Raw genomic sequence first — 20,089 nt, 5'->3', positions numbered from 1 at the left:
GTTAGGAGCGCTCACATTAGCACCGCTATAGATTTTCGCAAGAGCCGGGCGGTGAGTTTACAAATTAGTTTTACTTTATAAACCATCAAAATTGCGATGGCTCCAGGAACTTTGCGCATTAGCTCGCAATTTGGCGCGCGCGACGGCGGATTCCCTGCCCGCGGGAAGGGGAAAATGTTACACTTTGCGCCCACTGGATTGTTGTTCATGGAAACCTGCTAACCACATGTTTAAAATTAAAAAAGGACTTGATCTGCCGATTGCAGGCGTGCCAGCGCAGCACGTTTCGACAGGCGCAAGTGTCCGTCATGTCGCCATTTTGGGCGAAGACTACCTAGGTATGCGTCCTTCAATGCTGGTACAGGAGGGCGATCGCGTTATCAAAGGACAGACGCTCTTTGAGGACAAAAAAAATCCCGGCGTGATGTTCACAGCCCCCGCGAGCGGCACCGTTGTGGCCATCAACCGTGGCGAGCGGCGCGTTCTGCAGTCGGTGGTTATCCGCATTGAGGGCGATGACAAGCGTGAATTTGCCCATTACGACATAGCAGAACTCGCGTCGCTGAACCGTGACGCCGTTCAGAATCAGCTCCTGGCGTCCGGTTTATGGACCGCGCTTCGTACGCGCCCCTTCAGCAAATCCCCTGTTCCGGGCACGGAACCGGCCGCGATTTTCGTCACGGCCATCGACACCAACCCGCTCAGCGTGGACCCGGAACCGGTTATCCTGGCGCAGCGAAAAGCTTTTGATGCAGGACTCACAATTCTAACCCGCCTCACGCCCGGAAAAGTGCACGTTTGCCAGGCCGGCGGCGGCAAGCTTGGCGGCCATCCGCTGGGGCAGGTCACGTTTAATGAATTTTCTGGCCCGCATCCGGCGGGGCTGGCCGGGACGCACATCCATTTCCTTGAGCCAGTCAGCCTGACGAAACAGGTCTGGCACCTTAATTATCAGGACGTCATCGCCATCGGTAAGCTCTTTACTACGGGTGAACTCTGCGCTGAACGGATAATCGCCATCGGCGGACCGCAGGCTGCAAATCCGCGCCTGGTGAAGACGCTGCTGGGCGCTGACATCAACGAACTGCTGGTGGGGGAAACGAAAGAGGGCGAAAACCGCCTGATTTCCGGATCGGTCCTCAGCGGTCGCCATGCTGCCAATGCGCACGCGTACCTGGGACGTTTCCATTTGCAGGTCAGCATTGTGCAGGAAGGGCGGGAGAAAGAGCTGTTTGGCTGGGTTCTGCCAGGCGCAGAAAAATACTCCGTCACCCGAACCACGCTGGGCCACTTCCTGCGTAATAAGCTGTTTAACTTCTCAACCAGCACGCACGGTGGCGAGCGCGCCATGGTCCCGATTGGCAACTACGAGCGCGTCATGCCGCTGGATATTCTTCCCACCGTGCTGCTGCGCGATCTTCTGGCCGGCGATACCGACGGCGCGCAGGCGCTGGGCTGTCTGGAGCTTGACGAAGAAGATCTGGCGCTCTGTACCTATGTCTGTCCGGGCAAATACGAATATGGACCGGTATTGCGCGAGGTGTTAACCCGCATTGAGCAGGAAGGATAACCGATGGGCTTAAAACACCTCTTTGAAAAAATTGAGCCGCACTTTACCGAAGGGAAGCTCAAAAAGTACTACCCGTTATATGAAGCAACGACGACCATTTTCTACACGCCGGGCCTGGTGACGAAGGGGGCGGCGCACGTTCGCGATGCCATCGACCTGAAACGCATGATGATTCTGGTGTGGTTTGCCGTCTTCCCGGCGATGTTCTGGGGTATGTATAACGTCGGCCTGCAGACCATTCCGGCGCTTCACCACATGTACGATGCACAGCAGCTGGCGCAGGTGATCCAGTCCGACTGGCACTACCGTCTGGCCCAGTCGTTAGGGGTGAGCTTCGCCGCAGATGCGGGCTGGCTGAGCATGATGACGCTGGGCGCGGTGTTCTTCCTGCCGATTTACATCACGGTATTCGTCGTGGGCGGCTTCTGGGAAGTGCTGTTTGCCATTATCCGTAAACATGAGATCAACGAAGGCTTCTTCGTTACCTCTATCCTGTTTGCCCTGATTGTTCCCCCGACGCTGCCGCTCTGGCAGGCGGCGCTGGGCATTAGCTTTGGCGTGGTCATTGCCAAAGAGATCTTCGGCGGCACCGGGCGGAACTTCCTCAACCCGGCGCTGGCGGGACGCGCGTTTCTGTTCTTTGCTTATCCGGCGCAAATCTCGGGCGACCTCGTGTGGACGGCGGCAGACGGTTTTTCCGGCGCGACGCCGCTTTCACAGTGGGCGGCACACGGCGGCGAAACGCTGGTTAACAACGCAACGGGTCAGCCAGTCACCTGGTTTGATGCCTTTATTGGCAATATTCCAGGCTCTATCGGAGAAGTCTCTACGCTGATGATTTTGCTTGGCGGCGCGATCATTCTTTTTGGTCGCGTGGCCTCCTGGCGGATCGTTGCGGGCGTGATGATCGGTATGGTGCTGACCACCACCCTGTTCAACGTTATCGGCTCGACCACCAATCCGATGTTCTCCATGCCGTGGTACTGGCATCTGGTGCTGGGTGGCTTCGCGTTCGGCATGATGTTCATGGCGACGGACCCCGTCTCTGCCTCGTTTACAGATAAAGGTAAATGGAGCTATGGCGTGCTCATTGGCGCGATGTGCGTTCTGATCCGCGTGGTCAACCCGGCGTATCCGGAAGGGATGATGTTGGCCATTCTGTTTGCCAACCTGTTTGCGCCGCTTTTCGATTACCTGGTGGTGCGGGCCAACATTAAGCGGAGGAAGGCGCGTGGCTGAGGTTAAAAATAACGACAGCATCAGCAAAACGCTGCTGGTGGTGCTGGTGCTCTGTCTGGTCTGTTCTATTGTCGTTGCCGGTTCCGCCGTGGGGTTAAAACCTCTGCAGCAGGAGCAACGTGCGCTGGATAAACAGCGCAACATTCTTGCCGTCGCCGGGCTGATGCAGGAAGGAATGAGCGCAGATGACGTTTCGGCCGTCTTTGCTGAACGTATTTCGGCGCGTCTGGTGGATTTAAAAACGGGTGAACTGCTGGATAAAGACCCGGCAAAATTCAACCAGGCGCTGGCGCTTAAAGATCCGCAGATGAGCCTGACGCTGGAGGCATCGCAAGATCCCGCCGGGATTAAGCGTCGCAGCAACCTGGCCGAAATCTATCTGGTTCGCGACCCCCAAAAACGTATTCAGGAAGTGGTACTGCCTATTTACGGTAACGGTCTGTGGTCAATGATGTACGCGTTTGTGGCCCTTGATACCGATGGGCGCACCGTAAAAGGCATTACGTATTACGACCAGGGCGAAACGCCGGGGCTGGGTGGCGAAGTTGAGAACCCTAACTGGCGGGCACAGTTTGTCGGCAAGAAAGTGCTCGACGATAACGGTCTGCCTGCGCTGAAGGTGATGAAAGGGGCGGCACGTCCCGGTGACGACTACGCCGTTGACGGGCTTTCCGGCGCTACGCTCACATCAAAAGGCGTGCAGCACAGTTTTGATTTCTGGATGGGCGAGCTGGGCTTTGGTCCTTTCCTGAAAAACGTACGTGAAGGAGCGCTGAACAATGGCTGATACCGGTGAACTGAAAGAAGTTAAAAAGGTGCTCATTGGCCCACTGTTAGCCAATAACCCGATCACGCTCCAGGTGCTGGGCGTCTGTTCCGCTCTGGCGGTAACGACCAAGCTGGAAACGGCGGTGGTGATGACGCTGGCGGTCACACTGGTCACGGCATTCTCCAGCATGTTTATCTCGATGATCCGCCACCACATTCCCAACAGCGTGAGGATCATCGTACAGATGGCGATCATCGCCTCGCTGGTGATCGTGGTCGATCAGCTGCTGCGCGCCTTCGCCTATGAAACCTCAAAGCAGCTCTCGGTGTTTGTCGGGCTGATCATCACCAACTGTATCGTCATGGGGCGTGCGGAAGCCTACGCCATGAAAATGCCGCCGCTGGCGAGCTTTATGGACGGCATCGGCAACGGCCTTGGCTACGGCGTGATCCTCCTGACCGTTGGGTTCCTGCGCGAGCTGATTGGCAGCGGCAAGCTGTTTGGCATCACGGTGCTGGACACGGTGCAGAACGGCGGCTGGTATCTGCCAAACGGCCTGTTCCTGCTGGCTCCTAGCGCATTTTTCATTATCGGTTTGTTGATCTGGCTGATTCGTACGCTGAAGCCAGAACAGCAGGAAAAGGAGTAACCGACAATGGCTCATTACCTGAGTTTGTTTGTGCGGGCGGTGTTTGTTGAAAACATGGCGCTCGCGTTTTTCCTCGGCATGTGTACATTCCTTGCGGTTTCCAAAAAAGTGTCGACGGCATTTGGTCTCGGTATCGCGGTCACCGTGGTGCTCGGCTTGTCTGTACCGATCAACAATCTGGTGTACAACTTTGTGCTGCGGGACGGCGCGCTGGTGGAAGGAGTTGATCTCAGCTTCCTGAACTTCATCACCTTTATCGGGGTGATCGCGGCGCTGGTGCAAATCCTCGAGATGATCCTCGATAAGTATTTCCCGTCGCTCTACAACGCGCTGGGGATCTTCCTGCCGCTGATCGCGGTGAACTGCGCCATCTTTGGCGGCGTCTCGTTTATGGTGCAGCGTGATTACAACTTCAGCGAATCCGTAGTGTACGGTTTTGGTTCCGGCATCGGCTGGATGCTGGCGATTGTCACCATGGCGGGGATCCGCGAGAAAATGAAGTATGCCAACGTGCCTGCGGGTCTGCGTGGCTTGGGGATCACCTTTATCACCACCGGGCTGATGGCGCTGGGCTTTATGTCCTTCTCCGGTGTGCAGCTATAAGGGCAAACAGATGGAAATTATCCTTGGCGTGGTGATGTTCACGCTGATTGTACTAGTGCTGTCAGGGCTTATTCTGGCGGCGCGCGCGAAGCTGGTGAATTCCGGCGACGTGGTCATTGATATTAACGACGAGCCGCAGAATCAGATCCGCACGCCGGCGGGAGACAAGCTGCTCAACACGCTCTCCGGTAACGGCATTTTTGTCTCCTCAGCCTGCGGCGGCGGCGGTTCCTGTGGGCAGTGCCGCGTGACGGTAAAAGAGGGCGGTGGCGATATTCTGCCAACCGAGCTGGCGCATATCACAAAGCGTGAGGCAAAAGAGGGCTGTCGTCTGGCCTGCCAGGTCGCGGTACGTCAGAACATGAAGATAGAGCTGCCGGAAGAGATCTTCGGCGTCAAAAAATGGGAGTGCGAGGTTATCTCTAATGATAACAAAGCCACCTTTATTAAAGAGCTGAAGCTGCGGGTGCCGGAAGGCGAGCATGTCCCGTTCCGCGCCGGAGGATACATTCAGATTGAGTGCCCGGAGCACGCTGTGGCCTATGCGGACTTTGACGTGCCGCATGAGTACCGCGCCGACTGGGACAAATTCAATCTCTTCCGCTTTGTATCTGAGGTGAAAGAGCCGACGCTGCGCGCCTACTCGATGGCCAACTACCCGGAAGAGAAGGGCATCATCATGCTCAACGTGCGTATCGCCACGCCGCCACCGAATGTGCCGGATGCACCGCCGGGCGTCATGTCGTCATACATCTGGTCCCTGAAGCCTGGCGATAAGGTGACGATCTCCGGCCCGTTCGGGGAGTTCTTCGCGAAAGATACCGACGCGGAAATGGTCTTTATCGGCGGCGGTGCCGGTATGGCCCCGATGCGCTCGCACATCTTTGACCAGCTCAAGCGGCTGGGTAGCCAGCGTAAGATCAGCTTCTGGTACGGGGCGCGCTCGCTGCGCGAGATGTTCTATGAAGATGAGTTTGAACAGCTGGCGCGTGAGAACCCGAACTTCACCTTCCATGTGGCGCTTTCCGATCCGCAGCCGGAAGATAACTGGACGGGCTATACGGGGTTCATCCACAACGTGCTGTATGAAAACTACCTCAAACAGCACCCGGCGCCTGAGGACTGCGAGTTCTATATGTGTGGTCCGCCGATGATGAACGCCGCCGTGATTAAGATGCTGAAAGATCTCGGTGTCGAAGATGAGAACATCTTGCTTGATGACTTTGGAGGCTGATGATGCTGACGTTTCTGGCAACCTTTGTGGTGTTTGTGCTTGTCATCTTCGGCATGTCGTTAGGCTGGATCGTTAAGCGGAAAAGCATTCAGGGCAGCTGCGGCGGTATTTCCTCTATTGGGATGGAAAAGGTTTGCGACTGCCCGGAACCGTGCGATGCGCGGAAGAAAAGGATGGCCCGCGAACAGCAGCGCATTATTTAATTTTTTTGTAGGCCGGGTAAGGCAAAGCCGCCACCCGGCGTTCTCACATCTGCTTCTCAATCCTCATTTGTTTACTGTATACTTATCCAGTGATGAGTGAGGGCTTACTATGCGCAAAATAATCCATGTCGATATGGACTGCTTTTTTGCCGCAGTGGAGATGCGTGACAACCCGGCGCTGCGGGATATTCCCATCGCCATTGGCGGCAGCCGCGTTCAGCGTGGTGTCATCAGCACCGCCAACTATCCTGCGCGCAAATTTGGCGTGCGCAGCGCGATGCCGACGGCGATGGCATTAAAGCTCTGCCCTCATCTCACGCTTCTGCCCGGCCGGTTTGAAGCCTATAAAGAGGCTTCCCTCCATATTCGGGAAATCTTCTCCCGCTATACTTCTTTGATCGAGCCGCTGTCGCTGGACGAAGCCTATCTGGATGTGACCGACAGCTTGCACTGCCACGGCTCCGCCACGCTGATGGCGCAGGAGATCCGCCAGACGATTTTCAACGAGCTGAATCTGACGGCTTCGGCGGGCGTCGCGCCCGTTAAATTCCTTGCCAAAATTGCCTCCGATTTAAATAAGCCCAACGGTCAGTACGTCATCACGCCTGACGAGGTGCCGGCGTTTTTGAAAACGCTGCCGCTTGGCAAAATACCTGGGGTAGGAAAAGTCTCCGCCGCAAAGCTGGAAAGCATGGGGCTACGGACCTGCGAAGATGTGCAGCGAAGCGATCTCGCCATGCTGCTCAAGCGCTTTGGAAAGTTTGGCCGCGTGCTGTGGGAGCGCAGCCAGGGGATTGACGATCGCGATGTGAACAGCGAACGGCTACGAAAATCCGTCGGCGTTGAGCGCACCCTCAGTGAAGATATTCATGACTGGTCCGAATGCGAAACCATTATCACGGAACAGCTTTACCCGGAGCTGGAACGACGCTTAAGCAAGGTGAAGCCGGACCTGCTGATTGCCCGTCAGGGTATCAAATTAAAATTCAACGACTTCCAGCAGACCACGCAGGAACACGTCTGGCCGCGTCTGAATAAGGACGATCTCATTGCGACGGCGAAAAAGGCATGGGAAGAGCGCCGGGGCGGGCGAGGGGTGAGGCTGGTGGGATTGCACGTCACGCTGCTGGATCCGCAGTTAGAGCGACAGCTGGTTTTGGGATTGTAAAAAAGCCCGGTGCGCTATGCTTACCGGGCCTACGTTTTTCACCCTCTCCCTTTGGGAGAGGGCTGGGGTGAGGGTATTACTTAACAGGGATCGCTTTCAGCAGCTCAGTCAGCAGCGTCCAGTAGTGACCGACGCTTTCGATATGAACCTGCTCATCCGGCGAATGCGGACCGGTAATGGTTGGCCCGATGGATACCATGTCCATGTCCGGATACGGTTTCTTGAACAGGCCACATTCCAGACCGGCGTGGATCACCTGAATGTTCGGCGTGCTGTTGAACAGACGCTGATAGGTTTCACGCACCAGCGCCATCACCGGAGAACTTGCATCCGGCTGCCAGCCCGGGTAGCTGCCTTTTGCAGACGTTTTCGCGCCCGCCAGCGTGCCCAGAGATTCCAGCATGCTCACCACGTACTCTTTACCGCTGTCGATCAGAGAGCGGATCAGGCAGATGATTTCCGCGCTGTCGTTGCTCATGGTCACCACGCCCACGTTCAGTGAGGTTTCCACCACGCCTTTCGCCACGTCAGAGTTGCGGATCACGCCGTTTGGCGTCGCGTTCAGCAGCTGAACGAAGGTGTCACGAGACTGCGCGGTCAGCGCGGCTTTATCTGTAGATACAGATTCCAGCACCACGGTCAGGTTTTTCTCTTTCGCCGACAGTTCGTTTTTCAGGATATCCAGGTATACGCTGGAGAGTTTTTTCAGCTCGTCCGCTTTTGCCGCGGGAACCGCTACGGTGGCGAACGCTTCGCGCGGAATCGCGTTACGCAGGGTACCGCCGTTGAAGTCCACCAGACGCAAATCCAGCTCGGCCGCATGGCCTGCCAGGAAGCGCGCCAGCAGCTTGTTGGCGTTACCCAGCCCCAGGTGAATATCACCGCCGGAGTGGCCGCCTTTCAGCCCTTTCAGCGTCAGCTTGAAAGTCTGGAAGCCCGCAGGAATCGCTTCGCGCGACAGCGGCAGGGTAGAGATGAAATCAATCCCGCCCGCGCAGCCCATGTAGATCTCACCTTCTTCTTCAGAGTCGGTGTTGATCAGGATGTCCGCCTGCAGCCAGTTCGCCTGCAGACCGAACGCGCCGTCCATGCCCGCTTCTTCGGTCATGGTCAGCAGCACTTCCAGCGGACCGTGCTCAACGCTGTCGTCGGCCAGCACGGCCAGCGCAGAGGCCATACCGATGCCGTTATCCGCGCCCAGCGTGGTGCCGCGTGCTTTCACCCAGTCGCCGTCGATGTACGGTTGAATCGGGTCTTTGGTGAAGTCGTGAACGGTGTCGTTGTTCTTCTGTGGCACCATGTCCAGGTGTGCCTGCAGCACAACCGGTTTACGGTTTTCCATCCCTGCGGTAGCAGGTTTGCGGATCAGAATGTTGCCAACCTGGTCACGTTCAGCATGCAGACCTTTTTCCTTCGCCCAGCCCATAATATGTTCGGCAAGCTGTTCTTCATGGTAGGAAGGGTGTGGAATGGAGCAGATTTTCGCAAAAATATCCCACAGCGGCTGCGGAGATAATTGAGACAGTTCAGACACGATAAGTCTCCTTGTCGAGGCGCTGCAAACAGGGTTGCAGGTCACAGGGTTAGCAGGTTAATAGTTACCACAAGTCAGGCTTGCGAGATGAAACTGAGAATACCACTTTCTCTGCTGGCTGGTAGCATAAAGCATGTAAAAACTCAGGCAGAGGGCGCTAAACACTGGTTTTTAGTGCGTCAGATCTCTATAATCTCGCGCAACCTATTTCCCCCTCGAACACTTTTTAAGCCGTATAAAAACAGGCTGGGACACTTCACATGAGCGAAAAATACGTCGTCACCTGGGACATGTTGCAGATTCACGCACGCAAACTGGCTGCGCGTCTGATGCCTTCCGAACAGTGGAAAGGCATTATTGCCGTCAGCCGTGGCGGTCTGGTACCGGGGGCGCTGCTGGCACGTGAGCTGGGTATTCGTCATGTCGATACCGTTTGCATCTCCAGCTATGACCATGACAACCAGCGCGAGCTGACCGTGCTGAAACGTGCGGAAGGCGACGGCGAAGGTTTCATCGTTATTGACGACCTGGTAGATACCGGTGGTACTGCGGTTGCTATCCGCGAAATGTATCCGAAAGCACATTTCGTCACTATCTTCGCGAAGCCTGCTGGCCGCCCGCTGGTTGACGATTACGTGATTGATATCCCGCAGGACACCTGGATTGAACAGCCATGGGATATGGGCGTGGTCTTCGTACCGCCTATTTCAGGCCGTTAATACCAGTACGTAACTTTACACGCCCGACTATGTCGGGCGTTGTTCTTTTTGGCCTGCCACGCGTTACAATAGTCTTCATATGACGTATTCATGGAGGCAACGCAATGACGCAGGCGAATCTCACCGAGACTCTCTTCAAACCCCGTTTCAAACACCCTGAAACGTCGACGCTGGTGCGTCGCTTCAATCCGGGTACCCAGCCTGCCGTCCAGTCCGCGTTAGACGGTAAAAATGTGCCTCACTGGTATCGCATGATTAACCGCCTGATGTGGATCTGGCGCGGTATTGACCCCCGTGAAATCCTTGATGTGCAGGCACGTATCGTGATGAGTGAAGCCGAACGTACCGACAGCGAACTCTACGACACCGTGGTGGGCTACCGTGGCGGAAACTGGATCTACGAGTGGTCTAAACAGGCGATGCTCTGGCAGCAAAAAGCCAGCCAGGAAGAGGACACCACGCGCAGCGGCAAGCACTGGCTGCATGCGGCCAATCTCTACGCCATTGCCGCGTATCCACATCTAAAAGGTGATGAGCTGGCGGAGCAGGCCCAGGCGCTGGCGAACCGTGCTTATGAAGAGGCGGCGCAGCGTTTGCCGGGCCAAATGCGCGAGCTTGAGTTCAGCATTCCAGGTGGCGCACCCGTCACCGGGTTCCTGCATATGCCGGAAGGCGACGGCCCGTTCCCGACCGTCCTCATGTGCGGCGGGCTGGATTCGCTGCAAATTGATTATTACAGCCTGTATGAGCGCTACTTCGCACCAAAAGGGATCGCGATGCTGACGCTTGATATGCCTTCAATTGGTTTCTCATCCAAATGGAAACTGACTCAGGATTCCAGCCTGCTGCACCAGCATGCGCTCAAAGCGCTGGAAAACATTCCGTGGGTTGACCACACCCGCGTGGCGGCTTTCGGCTTCCGTTTCGGCGCGAACGTCGCGGTGCGTCTGGCTTACCTTGAATCTTCTCGTCTGAAAGCCGTCGCCTGCCTCGGCCCGGTCGTACACGCTCTGCTCAGCGATCCCGCACGCCAGGGGAGCGTACCTGAAATGTACCTTGATGTGCTGGCCAGCCGCCTTGGCATGCATGATGCATCAGACGAAGCGCTGCGCGTTGAGCTCAATCGTTACTCGTTAAAAACGCAGGGGCTGCTGGGACGTCGCTGCCCAACGCCGATGCTGTCTGGGTTCTGGAAAAACGATCCGTTCAGCCCGGAAGAAGAGTCGCGATTAATCACTTCGTCATCTGCGGATGGCAAATTGCTTGAGGTGCCGTTCAGCCCGGTCTATCAGAATTTCGACAAATCACTGAAAGAGATTACGCGCTGGATCGCTCAGAGATTGTGTTAATAGATTGCTAAATTTCGCTGGTTTGGTAAAACAGTGGCTTCACAAAAGGAGATCGCAATGACGTTACCGAGTGGACACCCGAAAAGTAGACTGATTAAGAAGTTTATGGCTCTCGGCCCGTATATTCGAGAAGAGCAGTGTGAAGAGAATCGCTTTTTTTTCGACTGCCTGGCTGTATGCGTCAACGTGAAGCCTGCACCCGAAAAACGTGAATTCTGGGGCTGGTGGATGGAAATGGAAGCAGAGGAAAAACGCTTTACGTATAGCTACCAGTTTGGCCTGTTTAATAAAGACGGCAACTGGCAGGCGACCACGATTAAAGATCAGGAAGTGATTGACCGCCTGGAATATACGCTAAAAGAGTTTCACGATAAGGCACGCGCGTTGCTGGCTACCCTGGATCTCAAGTTCGAACCCGCGGATGACTTTTCCAGCGAAGCGGTGAAGCTGACTGCCTGATGATGTCACAGCGCCGGGTGACGGCTTCGCCTTACCCGGCCTACAAATTCTCCCTCTCCCGGTGGTAGAGGGCCGGGGTGAGGGCACCAGACAGCATGAATCCCCGACAAAAAAACCGGCATCAAGCCGGTTTTTTTATTTCACATCATCAGAACTGGTAGGTCATACCCAGGGCAACGATGTCATCGCTGCTCACTCCCAGTTTATTTTTGTCGTCAATCTGGTTGATTTTATAATCAACAAACGCGGACATATTTTTGTTGAAGTAATAGGTCGCGCCAACGTCAATATATTTCACCAGATCTTCGTCGCCAATACCTTCAATATCTTTGCCTTTAGACTGGACATAGCCCAGGGACGGGCGCAGACCGAAGTCGAACTGATATTGTGCGACCACTTCAAAGTTCTGCGCTTTATTAGCAAACCCACCGGAAATTGGCGTCATATTGCGGGTTTCAGAATACATCGCAGCCAGATAAATATCGTTCGCATCATATTTCAGACCGGTTGCCCAGGCTTCTGCTTTCTGGCCCTGGCCACGTGCCAGCAGGTTCTGAGCGTTGGTGCGGTCAGAGTTAGTGTAGGCGCCGCTGACGGCGAAATCGCTGCCGCCGAAGTCATAGGTCAGAGAGGTACCAAAACCGTCGCCGTTCTGTTTCTTGGCGTCACGGTTTTCATTTTTGCCCTGGTACTGCAGCGTCATGTCCAGACCGTCAACCGCGCCGAAGAAGTCGGTATTGCGGTAGGTCGCCAGGCCGGTAGCACGCTTGGTCATGAAGTTATCGGTTTGTGCGGAAGAGTCACCGCCGAATTCAGGGAACATATCGGTCCATGCTTCGACGTCATACAGGGCACCCAGGTTACGGCCGTAATCCAGTGAACCAAAGTTTTTCAGCTTAAGACCAGCAAACGCCAGACGCGTCTTCTGAGAGGAGTCGCTCTCAGCTTTGTTACCTGCAAATTCAGATTCCCAACGGCCATAGCCCGTCAGCTGATCGTTAATCTGCGTTTCGCCTTTAAAACCGAAACGAACGTAAGTCTGATCGCCATCTTTGGTGGCATCATCGCTGATGTAGTGCATGGCTTTCACTTTGCCGTACACGTCCAGCTTATTACCATTTTTATTATAAACTTCAGCTGCGTGAACGGATGCAGAAGCCACTACGCCCATAACCATTAATGCCAGAGTGCTCTTTTTCATTTTCGATCCTGTCTTATAAACGCGCTAAAAAATTCGCTGGACGATAAGCTCATGCCTAAGTCCCGTGAAAAAACAGGAAGGGTTTTATCGTTCTGGAATGAAACTTTTATGACAAACTAAGAATAATTTTAAAAAACTGTGATTTATTATTTCGGTAATAAAAGTGTCAAATTCCCCCGCTACGCTTCCTGATCCCGCGCAACAAAGTGTTTCGCGATGTGCTAAGGCAGTTGGCAACGGGGCTGACTCCTGCTAAAACGTTCGTTCGACATTACTTTCCCTTATCGTTGAACGGCAGAGAATCATGAGTGACAGCCAGACGCTGGTGGTAAAACTCGGTACCAGTGTTTTAACAGGCGGATCGCGCCGCCTAAATCGCGCCCACATTGTTGAGCTTGTACGTCAGTGCGCTCAGCTACATGCCGCAGGGCATCGTATTGTGATTGTGACCTCCGGGGCGATTGCCGCCGGGCGTGAACATCTGGGTTACCCCGAACTCCCCGCGACGATCGCCTCCAAACAGCTGCTGGCCGCCGTGGGCCAAAGCCGACTCATTCAACTCTGGGAACAGCTGTTCTCCATCTATGGCATTCACGTTGGGCAGATGCTGCTGACGCGTGCGGATATGGAAGACAGAGAGCGCTTCCTGAACGCCCGCGATACCCTGCGCGCGCTGCTGGACAACAATATTGTTCCGGTCATTAACGAGAACGATGCCGTTGCTACCGCTGAAATCAAAGTGGGTGATAACGATAACCTCTCGGCGCTGGCCGCGATTCTGGCCGGTGCCGATAAATTACTGCTTCTGACCGATCAGCAGGGGCTGTTCACCGCCGACCCGCGCTCCAACCCGGAAGCCGAGCTGATTACCGACGTTCAAGGCATCGACGATGCGCTGCGCGCCATCGCCGGTGACAGCGTTTCAGGCCTCGGAACGGGCGGTATGGGGACCAAGCTGCAGGCCGCTGACGTCGCGTGCCGCGCCGGTATCGACACCATCATTGCAGCGGGCAGCCGCCCCGGCGTGATTGGCGACGTAATGGAAGGCATCTCCGTCGGCACCCGCTTCCACGCCCAGGAATCCCCGCTGGAAAACCGCAAGCGCTGGATATTTGGCGCGCCTCCTGCTGGCGAACTCGTCGTCGATGAAGGGGCAACCGCCGCGATTCTGGAACGAGGAAGTTCATTACTTCCTAAAGGAATTAAAAGCGTGACAGGCAACTTCTCCCGTGGTGAAGTGATCCGTATCCGTAACCTCGAAGGCCGCGACATCGCCCACGGCGTAAGCCGTTACAACAGCGATGCTCTGCGCCGCATCGCGGGTCACCACTCGCAGCAGATCGACGCCATTCTGGGCTATGAATATGGTCCGGTTGCCGTGCATCGCGATGACATGATTATTCGTTAAGGAGCCAGAACATGCTGGAACAAATGGGCGCTGCCGCGAAGGCCGCCTCTTATAAACTGGCGCTCCTTTCCAGCCGCGAGAAAAACCGCGTGCTGGAAAAAATCGCTGATTATCTGGAATCCCAGTCTCAGGAAATTTTGCTCGCCAACGAGCAGGATCTGCTGGAAGCGCGTCGTAACGGCTTGAGCGAAGCGATGCTCGACCGTCTGGCGCTGACGCCGGCACGCCTGAAAGGCATCGCCGACGATGTGCGTCAGGTCTGCAATCTGGCCGATCCGGTAGGGCAGGTGATCGACGGTGGGTTGCTCGACAGCGGTTTACGCCTGGAGCGCCGCCGCGTGCCGCTCGGCGTTATCGGCGTTATTTATGAAGCTCGTCCAAACGTGACGGTGGATGTTGCGTCCCTGTGCCTGAAAACCGGTAACGCCGCTATTCTGCGCGGTGGGAAAGAGACATGGCGCACCAACGCCGCGACGGTGAAAGTCATTCAGCAGGCGCTGGAAGAGTGTGGCTTACCGGCGGGTGCCGTACAGGCGATCGAGAGCCCGGACCGCGCGCTGGTCAACGAAATGCTGCGCATGGACAAATACATCGACATGCTGATCCCACGCGGCGGCGCGGGCCTGCACAAGCTGTGCCGCGAGCAGTCGACGATTCCGGTGATCACCGGCGGTATCGGCGTGTGTCATATCGTTGTCGACGACAGCGCTGAGATTGAACCGGCGCTGAAGATTATCGTGAATGCGAAAACCCAGCGTCCAAGCACCTGTAACACCGTAGAAACGCTGCTGGTGCATCAGGATATTGCGAACACCTTCCTGCCGGCTCTGAGCAAACAGATGGCAGAGAGCGGCGTGACGCTGCATGCTGACGCCAGCGCGCTCGCACTGCTTCAGGATGGCCCGGCTAACGTTGTTCCCGTAAAAGCGGAGCAGTACGACGATGAGTTTCTGTCACTGGATCTGAACGTGAAAATCGTTGCCGATCTCGACGACGCCATTGCGCACATCCGTGAACACGGCACGCAGCATTCTGACGCGATCCTGACGCGCACCCTGCGCAATGCCGATCGCTTCGTGAACGAAGTGGATTCTTCAGCGGTATATGTGAATGCCTCCACCCGCTTCACCGACGGCGGCCAGTTCGGCCTCGGCGCAGAGGTGGCGGTCAGCACGCAGAAACTGCACGCGCGCGGCCCGATGGGGCTGGAAGCGCTGACCACGTACAAGTGGATCGGCTTCGGTGACGATACGATTCGTGCGTAAATAATCACGGGTGATGCAAAAATAGCCGTTTGATTCAAAAGGGCATTGACGCATCACCCGGATAGATCTAACCTTTTGCCCCGTGGTTACGCTCGTAACCGGCCTCTCAGGGCCGATATAGCTCAGTTGGTAGAGCAGCGCATTCGTAATGCGAAGGTCGTAGGTTCGACTCCTATTATCGGCACCATCATTTCATCCGGTACCATCCTCAATCGTCCATTTTTCCTTGTTTTTCGCGGTGTTGGCTGTTTTGTTTGTCCGCCGTTATCCACCTTTTACCGTTGCAATCCAAATTTAAAACGGGTACATAATCGGGTATCTGAGTTTGAGGCGGGTACCTATGAAACTAAACGCGCGACAGGTCGAGACGGCAAAGCCTGCCGAGAAAGACTATAAGCTGCCAGACGGCAACGGGCTTATTCTGCTGGTGAAAACCAGCGGGGCGAAATACTGGCGCTATCGCTACACCTTCGCCGGTAAAGAAAAGATGCTCGCGCTTGGTGTGTACCCGGCGGTTTCGCTGGCGGCCGCTCGCGATAAGCGAGACGAGGCCCGGCGGAACGTTGCGGCGGGTATTGACCCGGTGAAGGTCAAAAGCCACGTTGCGGCTGCCGCAGCAAAGACGATCACGTTTAAAGAGATTGCCACAGAATGGCACGAATTCAAGAAACCGCGCTGGTCGCCTGGCTATGCCTCTGACATTCTCGAAGCATTCAACAAAGATATTTTCCCTGCGGTGGGTAAGCTGCCGGTTGCTGAGATCGAACCTGTCCAGATGTTGACCGCACTGCGCAAAATTGAGAATCGCGGCGCAACTGAGAAAGCAGCCAAAACGCGCCGGTGGTGCGGTGAAGTATTCAGCTATGCCGTTGCAACAGGGCGCGCGAAGTATAACCCCGTCAGCGAACTGAACAGCGCAATGACCGGGCATAAAGGAGAGTCCTTCCCGTTCCTGACGGCTGAAGAGTTGCCCGATTTTCTCGCGGCGCTTGAAAGTTACAAGGGGAGCCCGCTTCCCCGGCTGGGTTTGCAGATCATGATGCTGGCAGGGCTGCGTACTTACGAACTGCGACATTCAAAATGGGAATGGGTAGATTTCGATAATCGGCTGTGGGAGATACCCGCCGAATTTATGAAGATGGACCGCCCGCACCTGGTACCGCTCTCCGATCAGCTTGTTGTTTTGCTGAAGGAGTTGCACGGTCTGACAGGTCGATACGTGAATATGTTCCCCGGCAGGAATGACCCGTCAAAGGTCATGAGCGAGAACACAATAAACAGGATGATCCACACGCTGGGGTATAAGGGGAGGGTAGTAGGGCATGGCTTCCGGCATACGTTCAGCACCATCCTGAACGATAAAGGATTCAACTCTGACTGGGTTGAACTCCAGATCGCTCACGTGGATAAGAACAATATACGCGGGGTTTATAACCATGCCCTGTATATGGAAGGGCGTCGGGAGATGATGCAGTGGTATGCGGATTATATTGACCAGCTGCGTTTGATTTAAAGAAACTGTTTTTTCCACTCTTCGACCTCGCCGCGTACCCAGCGGGAGGTTCGGCTCCCGAGCTTCTTAGGCTTCGGAAATTCGTTATTGCTGATGCGCTCATAAATACTGGATTTTTTCAGGCCAACGGAGCGCTCAACCTCTTTGATGTTAATCAGGTCAGTGTCAGAGATAACCGGTGTCATGCTATACCTCTCTTTTTCATGGCATCGAGCAGGATGTCCTGCACTGTTCGTTTTGAGTTGCGCCGCTCCATCACCATTTCGTCCATAGTGTCGGCGGCGATAATGTGGTGAATGAACACCGGGCGGTTGTGTCCGGCCTGAATCTGCCGGGTTGGCCCGATGCGTTCGATAATTTGCTGGTACTGTTCCAGGTCCCACCAGTGCGAGAAAAACACCAGTATGTTGCCGCCGTCCTGCATATTCAGGCCGTGGCCTGCGCTGGCCGGGTGCGCGAACAGAACCGGGATCTTTCCGGCGTTCCAGTCGCGCAGCGTCTGTGGATCCTGGTCGAGGTGGCGACCTCGGGGAAACGCTTTAAGCAGACGCTCGAGGTCGTGTTTCCAGTGATAGGCCACCAGCACCGGTGCGCCAGCTGCTTCGGTGAGAATACTGTCCAGCGCCTGCAGCTTCGCGTCGTGCAGTTCTGACCAGCTCCCGGCGTCGTCGGTGTACACCGCGCCGCTGGCAATTTGCAGACACTTCACTGTCTTTGCCGCAGCGTTCGGCGCTTCGATGCCCTCGCCGTTCAGCTCGAGGAACATTTCTTTTTCCATTTCGCGATACTGCTGGCGGGCCTTCGGCGGCATATCCACGCGGATCACGTTATGGATGGGCTCTTTGATGTCGAACCAGTCGGCGGCGTCCAGGGAGATAGTGACGTCGGCCAGTGCCCGCTGTATTTCGTCCTGGGAATGGGCGAACGGCTCCAGTTTCGTCCAGCTCTGCCCCGGAAACTGTATTGAGTTGAACCAGCGGGAAGTAAACGCGCCGTAAGTGCGTCCGAGGCGCTGACCCTGATCCACAAACCACGCCTGCCCCCACAAATCCACCAGGCCGTTCGGCGCTGGCGTACCGGTGAGATTCATCCAGCGCCGGACGTGTTTATGTGCCACCTTGCCCAGCGCCGCCGCGCGCTTACCGCCACCGCGCAGCCGGAAGGATTTCAGCCGGGTGCTTTCATCGGGAATGACGGTACCGAACGGCCAGCGGCCGCCCAGCTCTTCCACCAGCCAGACCAAATTGTCGTAGTTGATGGTAAACACGCTGGCGTTGCTGTTTGCCAGCGCCGCAGCGCGAGCCTTAGCGTTACCGACAATAGGCTGCACCTCGATATTGCGAAGATGCCCCCATTTAACCGCTTCATCCGGCCAAGTGCTGGCAGCCACGCGCAGCGGTGCGAGGACCAGCGCGGGCTGAGTCTCCGCTCCCGCCATGAAGAGATCTTCCAGCGTGGTGAGCGTCGCCACGGTTTTACCCATGCCCATGCCCGCCCAGATGTTGCAGCGCAGGATGTCGATTTCGTGGTTGATGATGAGGTCTTGATAAGGGCGGGGTGTGAAAAGTTTAGAAGGGGAGTTAACTGACACGTTTTTCCTCCCAGTGTAGCCTGTCGCCGCTATGTCCTGTATACCGCCCGGTCTGCCCTTTGGCTGTAAATTCCAGTGTGCCAGCGGTAAAGAGCATCACGATAGCGCCATCATACGGGCCGCCAATCAGGCGGAATTTACTGCGTCGTTGGACTTTTCGCACAATATCCCCTCCAGATTTTTGCTATCCAGCACCACCACGGTAAAGCCCAGCGCGCGCAGCCGTTCGTGCTCGCGTAGCTGTTCGGCACGTGGTGGTTTGCCGGGTGCTTTGCATTCAACAAAGACGAGACGGCCGCCCGGTAGCAGGACAATGCGATCCGGTACCGAGCGGCGACCGGGTGATACGAACTTAAAGGCTACCCCGCCAGCCTTTTTCACTTCGGCGACGAGGTGCTTTTCAATAAGGCTTTCACGTTGGTAGGCCATCATTCACCACCTTTGACGAAAATTACCCAGTGGGTCTTGTCAGCTTTGCCAGTGCGCTGCCAGATAATCGGCCTCTCTTCAGTCAGCGCCAAGATATTGCTTACCGGGATCTGCGTTTCGTTCCATTTGAATATGAGTACACCGTGTGGCCGCAACACCCTGAATGCTTCAGCGAAGCCGTCGCGAAGATCATCGCGCCATGTTTCTTTGTTGAGCCGCCCGTACTTTTTACCCATCCACGCGTTATCACCGACACGCTCGAGGTGCGGCGGATCGAACACGACGACAGGGAAAGTTTTATCGGCAAAGGGAAGGGCGCGGAAATCAGCAATAAGGTCCGGGTTGATAACCAGCTGGCGGCCGTCGCAAAGCTCATGCTGCTCAGCGCGGATATCACTGAATACCGCGCGCTTGTCCTGCTTGTCGAACCAGAACATACGAGAGCCGCAGCACATGTCAAGAATGGTCTGCTCACACGTCATCGTTCACCGCCTTACGCTTTTCGCGCATGTTCTGCATCAGGCAAAAATCAGACCGGCGTTCGCTCCAGTCCTGATTAAGTTCGTTACGTGATTCGCGGTTGGCTTTGGACCAGACCTTTGCCGCCCGGTCATACTCGCCGGACTGCTCAAGGCGCAAAGCCTCCCGCGCAGTCCGGTAATAAAGCGGGCTGTCCCGATATTTAAATGACATAGGGGTTACCTCAGAGTGAGTTGGCGAATTCTCCAGCGTAAAGTTTCGCGCCTTTGGCGTAAGCCTCTGCTGCCAGCTCTTTTGTTGGGAAATACCCGAGACTCTTAACTCGTCCTCGGATTACAATTTTTGCCTGCCACGGCTTTCGAGGGCATTTAGGGTGAAACACAACGCCTTTGAAACCGGATGTGTTGTGTCCCCGCTTGGCAATGTTGTATTGATTCTGGGCGTTATTGCAGACTCGAAGGTTTTCGATTCTGCAATCGCGCGGGTCTCGGTTTATGTGGTCCAGCATCGGTGGTATGAATCCGTGGTGGTAGAGCCAGACAAGTTGATGCAGGTAGTAGGTTTTTCTGCCGATAGTGGTTGCCAGATACCGCTGATTCTTACCCGTACCGTGCCACGGGTAGAGTTTACGGCCGCCAACACGACGCAATAACCCCGTCAGCGGTTCGTAGACAAACAGCGCTTGAACTTCATCCTGTGTCATAAC

22 protein-coding genes and 1 tRNA gene are annotated in these 20,089 nt (G+C 55.6%); 15 read left to right on the top strand and 8 right to left on the bottom strand.

Going from position 1 to position 20,089, the window contains the following annotated elements:
• Positions 1 to 226 precede the first annotated feature (226 nt).
• From AC1VYI_RS20280 to dinB, 8 genes are all read left to right on the top strand, one after another.
• The gene (locus AC1VYI_RS20280) at positions 227 to 1,570 is read left to right on the top strand and encodes a Na(+)-translocating NADH-quinone reductase subunit A (RefSeq protein ID WP_134866779.1); all 1,344 of its coding nucleotides are present in this window, start codon (positions 227 to 229) and stop codon (positions 1,568 to 1,570) included.
• 3 nt (positions 1,571 to 1,573) lie between these two features.
• Positions 1,574 to 2,809: an NADH:ubiquinone reductase (Na(+)-transporting) subunit B gene (locus AC1VYI_RS20275; protein ID WP_134866778.1), complete on the top strand. Its 1,236-nt coding sequence runs from the start codon at positions 1,574 to 1,576 to the stop codon at positions 2,807 to 2,809.
• Positions 2,802 to 3,596: a Na(+)-translocating NADH-quinone reductase subunit C gene (locus AC1VYI_RS20270; protein WP_023310500.1), complete on the top strand. Its 795-nt coding sequence runs from the start codon at positions 2,802 to 2,804 to the stop codon at positions 3,594 to 3,596. Before AC1VYI_RS20275 ends, AC1VYI_RS20270 begins: the two co-directional genes overlap by 8 nt.
• On the top strand, positions 3,589 to 4,227 hold the full coding sequence (locus AC1VYI_RS20265) for an NADH:ubiquinone reductase (Na(+)-transporting) subunit D (RefSeq protein ID WP_014882676.1): 639 nt from the start codon (positions 3,589 to 3,591) through the stop codon (positions 4,225 to 4,227). The genes AC1VYI_RS20270 and AC1VYI_RS20265 overlap by 8 nt, the downstream gene beginning before the upstream one ends.
• 6 nt (positions 4,228 to 4,233) lie before the next feature.
• Positions 4,234 to 4,830, top strand: coding sequence for an NADH:ubiquinone reductase (Na(+)-transporting) subunit E (gene nqrE, locus AC1VYI_RS20260; RefSeq protein WP_008500255.1), 597 nt, complete (start codon positions 4,234 to 4,236; stop codon positions 4,828 to 4,830).
• Positions 4,831 to 4,840: 10 nt separating this feature from the next.
• Positions 4,841 to 6,064: an NADH:ubiquinone reductase (Na(+)-transporting) subunit F gene (gene nqrF, locus AC1VYI_RS20255; RefSeq protein WP_023310501.1), complete on the top strand. Its 1,224-nt coding sequence runs from the start codon at positions 4,841 to 4,843 to the stop codon at positions 6,062 to 6,064.
• Positions 6,064 to 6,267 (top strand): (Na+)-NQR maturation NqrM, encoded by a 204-nt coding sequence (gene nqrM, locus AC1VYI_RS20250; RefSeq protein ID WP_023615899.1) that lies wholly within the window; start codon positions 6,064 to 6,066, stop codon positions 6,265 to 6,267. The genes nqrF and nqrM overlap by 1 nt, the downstream gene beginning before the upstream one ends.
• Positions 6,268 to 6,376: 109 nt before the next feature.
• Positions 6,377 to 7,435, top strand: a complete 1,059-nt coding sequence (dinB, locus tag AC1VYI_RS20245; protein WP_045400538.1) for a DNA polymerase IV — start codon at positions 6,377 to 6,379, stop codon at positions 7,433 to 7,435.
• Positions 7,436 to 7,511: 76 nt separating this feature from the next.
• Here dinB and pepD read toward each other — a convergent pair whose 3' ends face one another.
• Positions 7,512 to 8,969 carry a cytosol nonspecific dipeptidase gene (gene pepD / locus AC1VYI_RS20240; RefSeq protein WP_045400541.1) on the bottom strand — a complete coding sequence of 486 codons (1,458 nt, stop codon included), beginning with the start codon at positions 8,967 to 8,969 and terminating at the stop codon, positions 7,512 to 7,514.
• 260 nt (positions 8,970 to 9,229) lie between these two features.
• Here pepD and gpt point away from each other — a divergent pair, with 260 nt between their 5' ends.
• From gpt to crl, 3 genes are all read left to right on the top strand, one after another.
• On the top strand, positions 9,230 to 9,688 hold the full coding sequence (gene gpt, locus AC1VYI_RS20235) for a xanthine phosphoribosyltransferase (protein WP_010427903.1): 459 nt from the start codon (positions 9,230 to 9,232) through the stop codon (positions 9,686 to 9,688).
• Between the two features lie 104 nt (positions 9,689 to 9,792).
• Complete coding sequence (frsA, locus tag AC1VYI_RS20230) at positions 9,793 to 11,037, top strand: esterase FrsA (protein WP_134866777.1); 1,245 nt, start codon at positions 9,793 to 9,795, stop codon at positions 11,035 to 11,037.
• Positions 11,038 to 11,094: 57 nt separating this feature from the next.
• Positions 11,095 to 11,496 carry a sigma factor-binding protein Crl gene (gene crl, locus AC1VYI_RS20225; protein ID WP_023310506.1) on the top strand — a complete coding sequence of 134 codons (402 nt, stop codon included), beginning with the start codon at positions 11,095 to 11,097 and terminating at the stop codon, positions 11,494 to 11,496.
• 148 nt (positions 11,497 to 11,644) lie between these two features.
• Here the strand turns inward: crl and phoE are convergent, their stop codons facing one another.
• Positions 11,645 to 12,697: a phosphoporin PhoE gene (phoE, locus tag AC1VYI_RS20220; protein ID WP_045356222.1), complete on the bottom strand. Its 1,053-nt coding sequence runs from the start codon at positions 12,695 to 12,697 to the stop codon at positions 11,645 to 11,647.
• Between the two features lie 304 nt (positions 12,698 to 13,001).
• Between phoE and proB the strand changes: the two genes are divergently transcribed.
• The 4 genes from proB (at position 13,002) to AC1VYI_RS20200 (ending at position 16,883) form a co-directional block, all read left to right on the top strand.
• Positions 13,002 to 14,105, top strand: a complete 1,104-nt coding sequence (gene proB / locus AC1VYI_RS20215; RefSeq protein ID WP_023310508.1) for a glutamate 5-kinase — start codon at positions 13,002 to 13,004, stop codon at positions 14,103 to 14,105.
• 11 nt (positions 14,106 to 14,116) lie between these two features.
• Positions 14,117 to 15,370 carry a glutamate-5-semialdehyde dehydrogenase gene (gene proA, locus AC1VYI_RS20210; protein ID WP_126796904.1) on the top strand — a complete coding sequence of 418 codons (1,254 nt, stop codon included), beginning with the start codon at positions 14,117 to 14,119 and terminating at the stop codon, positions 15,368 to 15,370.
• 111 nt (positions 15,371 to 15,481) lie between these two features.
• A tRNA-Thr gene (locus AC1VYI_RS20205) sits at positions 15,482 to 15,557 on the top strand.
• 153 nt (positions 15,558 to 15,710) lie between these two features.
• A complete protein-coding gene (locus AC1VYI_RS20200; RefSeq protein WP_482882541.1) occupies positions 15,711 to 16,883 on the top strand; it encodes a tyrosine-type recombinase/integrase in 1,173 nt (390 codons plus the stop codon).
• Here the strand turns inward: AC1VYI_RS20200 and AC1VYI_RS20195 are convergent.
• The 6 genes from AC1VYI_RS20195 to AC1VYI_RS20170 all read right to left on the bottom strand — a co-directional run bounded on the left by AC1VYI_RS20195 (position 16,880) and on the right by AC1VYI_RS20170 (position 20,086).
• The gene (locus AC1VYI_RS20195; RefSeq protein WP_000189281.1) at positions 16,880 to 17,068 is read right to left on the bottom strand and encodes a helix-turn-helix transcriptional regulator; all 189 of its coding nucleotides are present in this window, start codon (positions 17,066 to 17,068) and stop codon (positions 16,880 to 16,882) included. The two genes, AC1VYI_RS20200 and AC1VYI_RS20195, sit on opposite strands and share 4 nt — an antisense overlap.
• Positions 17,065 to 18,474 (bottom strand): SNF2-related protein, encoded by a 1,410-nt coding sequence (locus tag AC1VYI_RS20190; RefSeq protein WP_482882540.1) that lies wholly within the window; start codon positions 18,472 to 18,474, stop codon positions 17,065 to 17,067. The genes AC1VYI_RS20195 and AC1VYI_RS20190 overlap by 4 nt, the downstream gene beginning before the upstream one ends.
• A 126-nt stretch (positions 18,475 to 18,600) precedes the next feature.
• Complete coding sequence (locus AC1VYI_RS20185; RefSeq protein WP_482883370.1) at positions 18,601 to 18,903, bottom strand: PDDEXK family nuclease; 303 nt, start codon at positions 18,901 to 18,903, stop codon at positions 18,601 to 18,603.
• Positions 18,903 to 19,385: a class I SAM-dependent methyltransferase gene (locus AC1VYI_RS20180; RefSeq protein WP_482882538.1), complete on the bottom strand. Its 483-nt coding sequence runs from the start codon at positions 19,383 to 19,385 to the stop codon at positions 18,903 to 18,905. The genes AC1VYI_RS20185 and AC1VYI_RS20180 overlap by 1 nt, the downstream gene beginning before the upstream one ends.
• Complete coding sequence (locus AC1VYI_RS20175; protein WP_482882537.1) at positions 19,375 to 19,596, bottom strand: ANR family transcriptional regulator; 222 nt, start codon at positions 19,594 to 19,596, stop codon at positions 19,375 to 19,377. The genes AC1VYI_RS20180 and AC1VYI_RS20175 overlap by 11 nt, the downstream gene beginning before the upstream one ends.
• Positions 19,597 to 19,606: 10 nt before the next feature.
• Positions 19,607 to 20,086 carry an HNH endonuclease signature motif containing protein gene (locus AC1VYI_RS20170; protein WP_348575163.1) on the bottom strand — a complete coding sequence of 160 codons (480 nt, stop codon included), beginning with the start codon at positions 20,084 to 20,086 and terminating at the stop codon, positions 19,607 to 19,609.
• Positions 20,087 to 20,089 lie beyond the last annotated feature (3 nt).

This window comes from Enterobacter sp. QK-SA4, assembly GCF_056856775.1.
The sequence above is the reverse complement of the archived record's forward strand: the minus strand, read 5'-3'. Positions and strand labels throughout refer to the sequence as shown.

Excerpts from the sequence above, each read along its gene's own strand:
- AC1VYI_RS20280 (WP_134866779.1), top strand. The coding sequence starts at position 227 with ATGTTTAAAATTAAAAAAGGACTTGATCTGCCGATTGCAGGCGTGCCA.
- AC1VYI_RS20275 (WP_134866778.1), top strand. The coding sequence starts at position 1,574 with ATGGGCTTAAAACACCTCTTTGAAAAAATTGAGCCGCACTTTACCGAA.
- AC1VYI_RS20265 (WP_014882676.1), top strand. The coding sequence starts at position 3,589 with ATGGCTGATACCGGTGAACTGAAAGAAGTTAAAAAGGTGCTCATTGGC.
- nqrE (WP_008500255.1), top strand. The coding sequence starts at position 4,234 with ATGGCTCATTACCTGAGTTTGTTTGTGCGGGCGGTGTTTGTTGAAAAC.
- nqrF (WP_023310501.1), top strand. The coding sequence starts at position 4,841 with ATGGAAATTATCCTTGGCGTGGTGATGTTCACGCTGATTGTACTAGTG.
- nqrM (WP_023615899.1), top strand. The coding sequence starts at position 6,064 with ATGATGCTGACGTTTCTGGCAACCTTTGTGGTGTTTGTGCTTGTCATC.
- dinB (WP_045400538.1), top strand. The coding sequence starts at position 6,377 with ATGCGCAAAATAATCCATGTCGATATGGACTGCTTTTTTGCCGCAGTG.
- gpt (WP_010427903.1), top strand. The coding sequence starts at position 9,230 with ATGAGCGAAAAATACGTCGTCACCTGGGACATGTTGCAGATTCACGCA.
- frsA (WP_134866777.1), top strand. The coding sequence starts at position 9,793 with ATGACGCAGGCGAATCTCACCGAGACTCTCTTCAAACCCCGTTTCAAA.
- crl (WP_023310506.1), top strand. The coding sequence starts at position 11,095 with ATGACGTTACCGAGTGGACACCCGAAAAGTAGACTGATTAAGAAGTTT.
- phoE (WP_045356222.1), bottom strand. The coding sequence starts at position 12,697 with ATGAAAAAGAGCACTCTGGCATTAATGGTTATGGGCGTAGTGGCTTCT.
- proB (WP_023310508.1), top strand. The coding sequence starts at position 13,002 with ATGAGTGACAGCCAGACGCTGGTGGTAAAACTCGGTACCAGTGTTTTA.
- proA (WP_126796904.1), top strand. The coding sequence starts at position 14,117 with ATGCTGGAACAAATGGGCGCTGCCGCGAAGGCCGCCTCTTATAAACTG.
- AC1VYI_RS20200 (WP_482882541.1), top strand. The coding sequence starts at position 15,711 with ATGAAACTAAACGCGCGACAGGTCGAGACGGCAAAGCCTGCCGAGAAA.
- AC1VYI_RS20195 (WP_000189281.1), bottom strand. The coding sequence starts at position 17,068 with ATGACACCGGTTATCTCTGACACTGACCTGATTAACATCAAAGAGGTT.
- AC1VYI_RS20185 (WP_482883370.1), bottom strand. The coding sequence starts at position 18,903 with ATGGCCTACCAACGTGAAAGCCTTATTGAAAAGCACCTCGTCGCCGAA.
- AC1VYI_RS20180 (WP_482882538.1), bottom strand. The coding sequence starts at position 19,385 with ATGACGTGTGAGCAGACCATTCTTGACATGTGCTGCGGCTCTCGTATG.
- AC1VYI_RS20175 (WP_482882537.1), bottom strand. The coding sequence starts at position 19,596 with ATGTCATTTAAATATCGGGACAGCCCGCTTTATTACCGGACTGCGCGG.
- AC1VYI_RS20170 (WP_348575163.1), bottom strand. The coding sequence starts at position 20,086 with ATGACACAGGATGAAGTTCAAGCGCTGTTTGTCTACGAACCGCTGACG.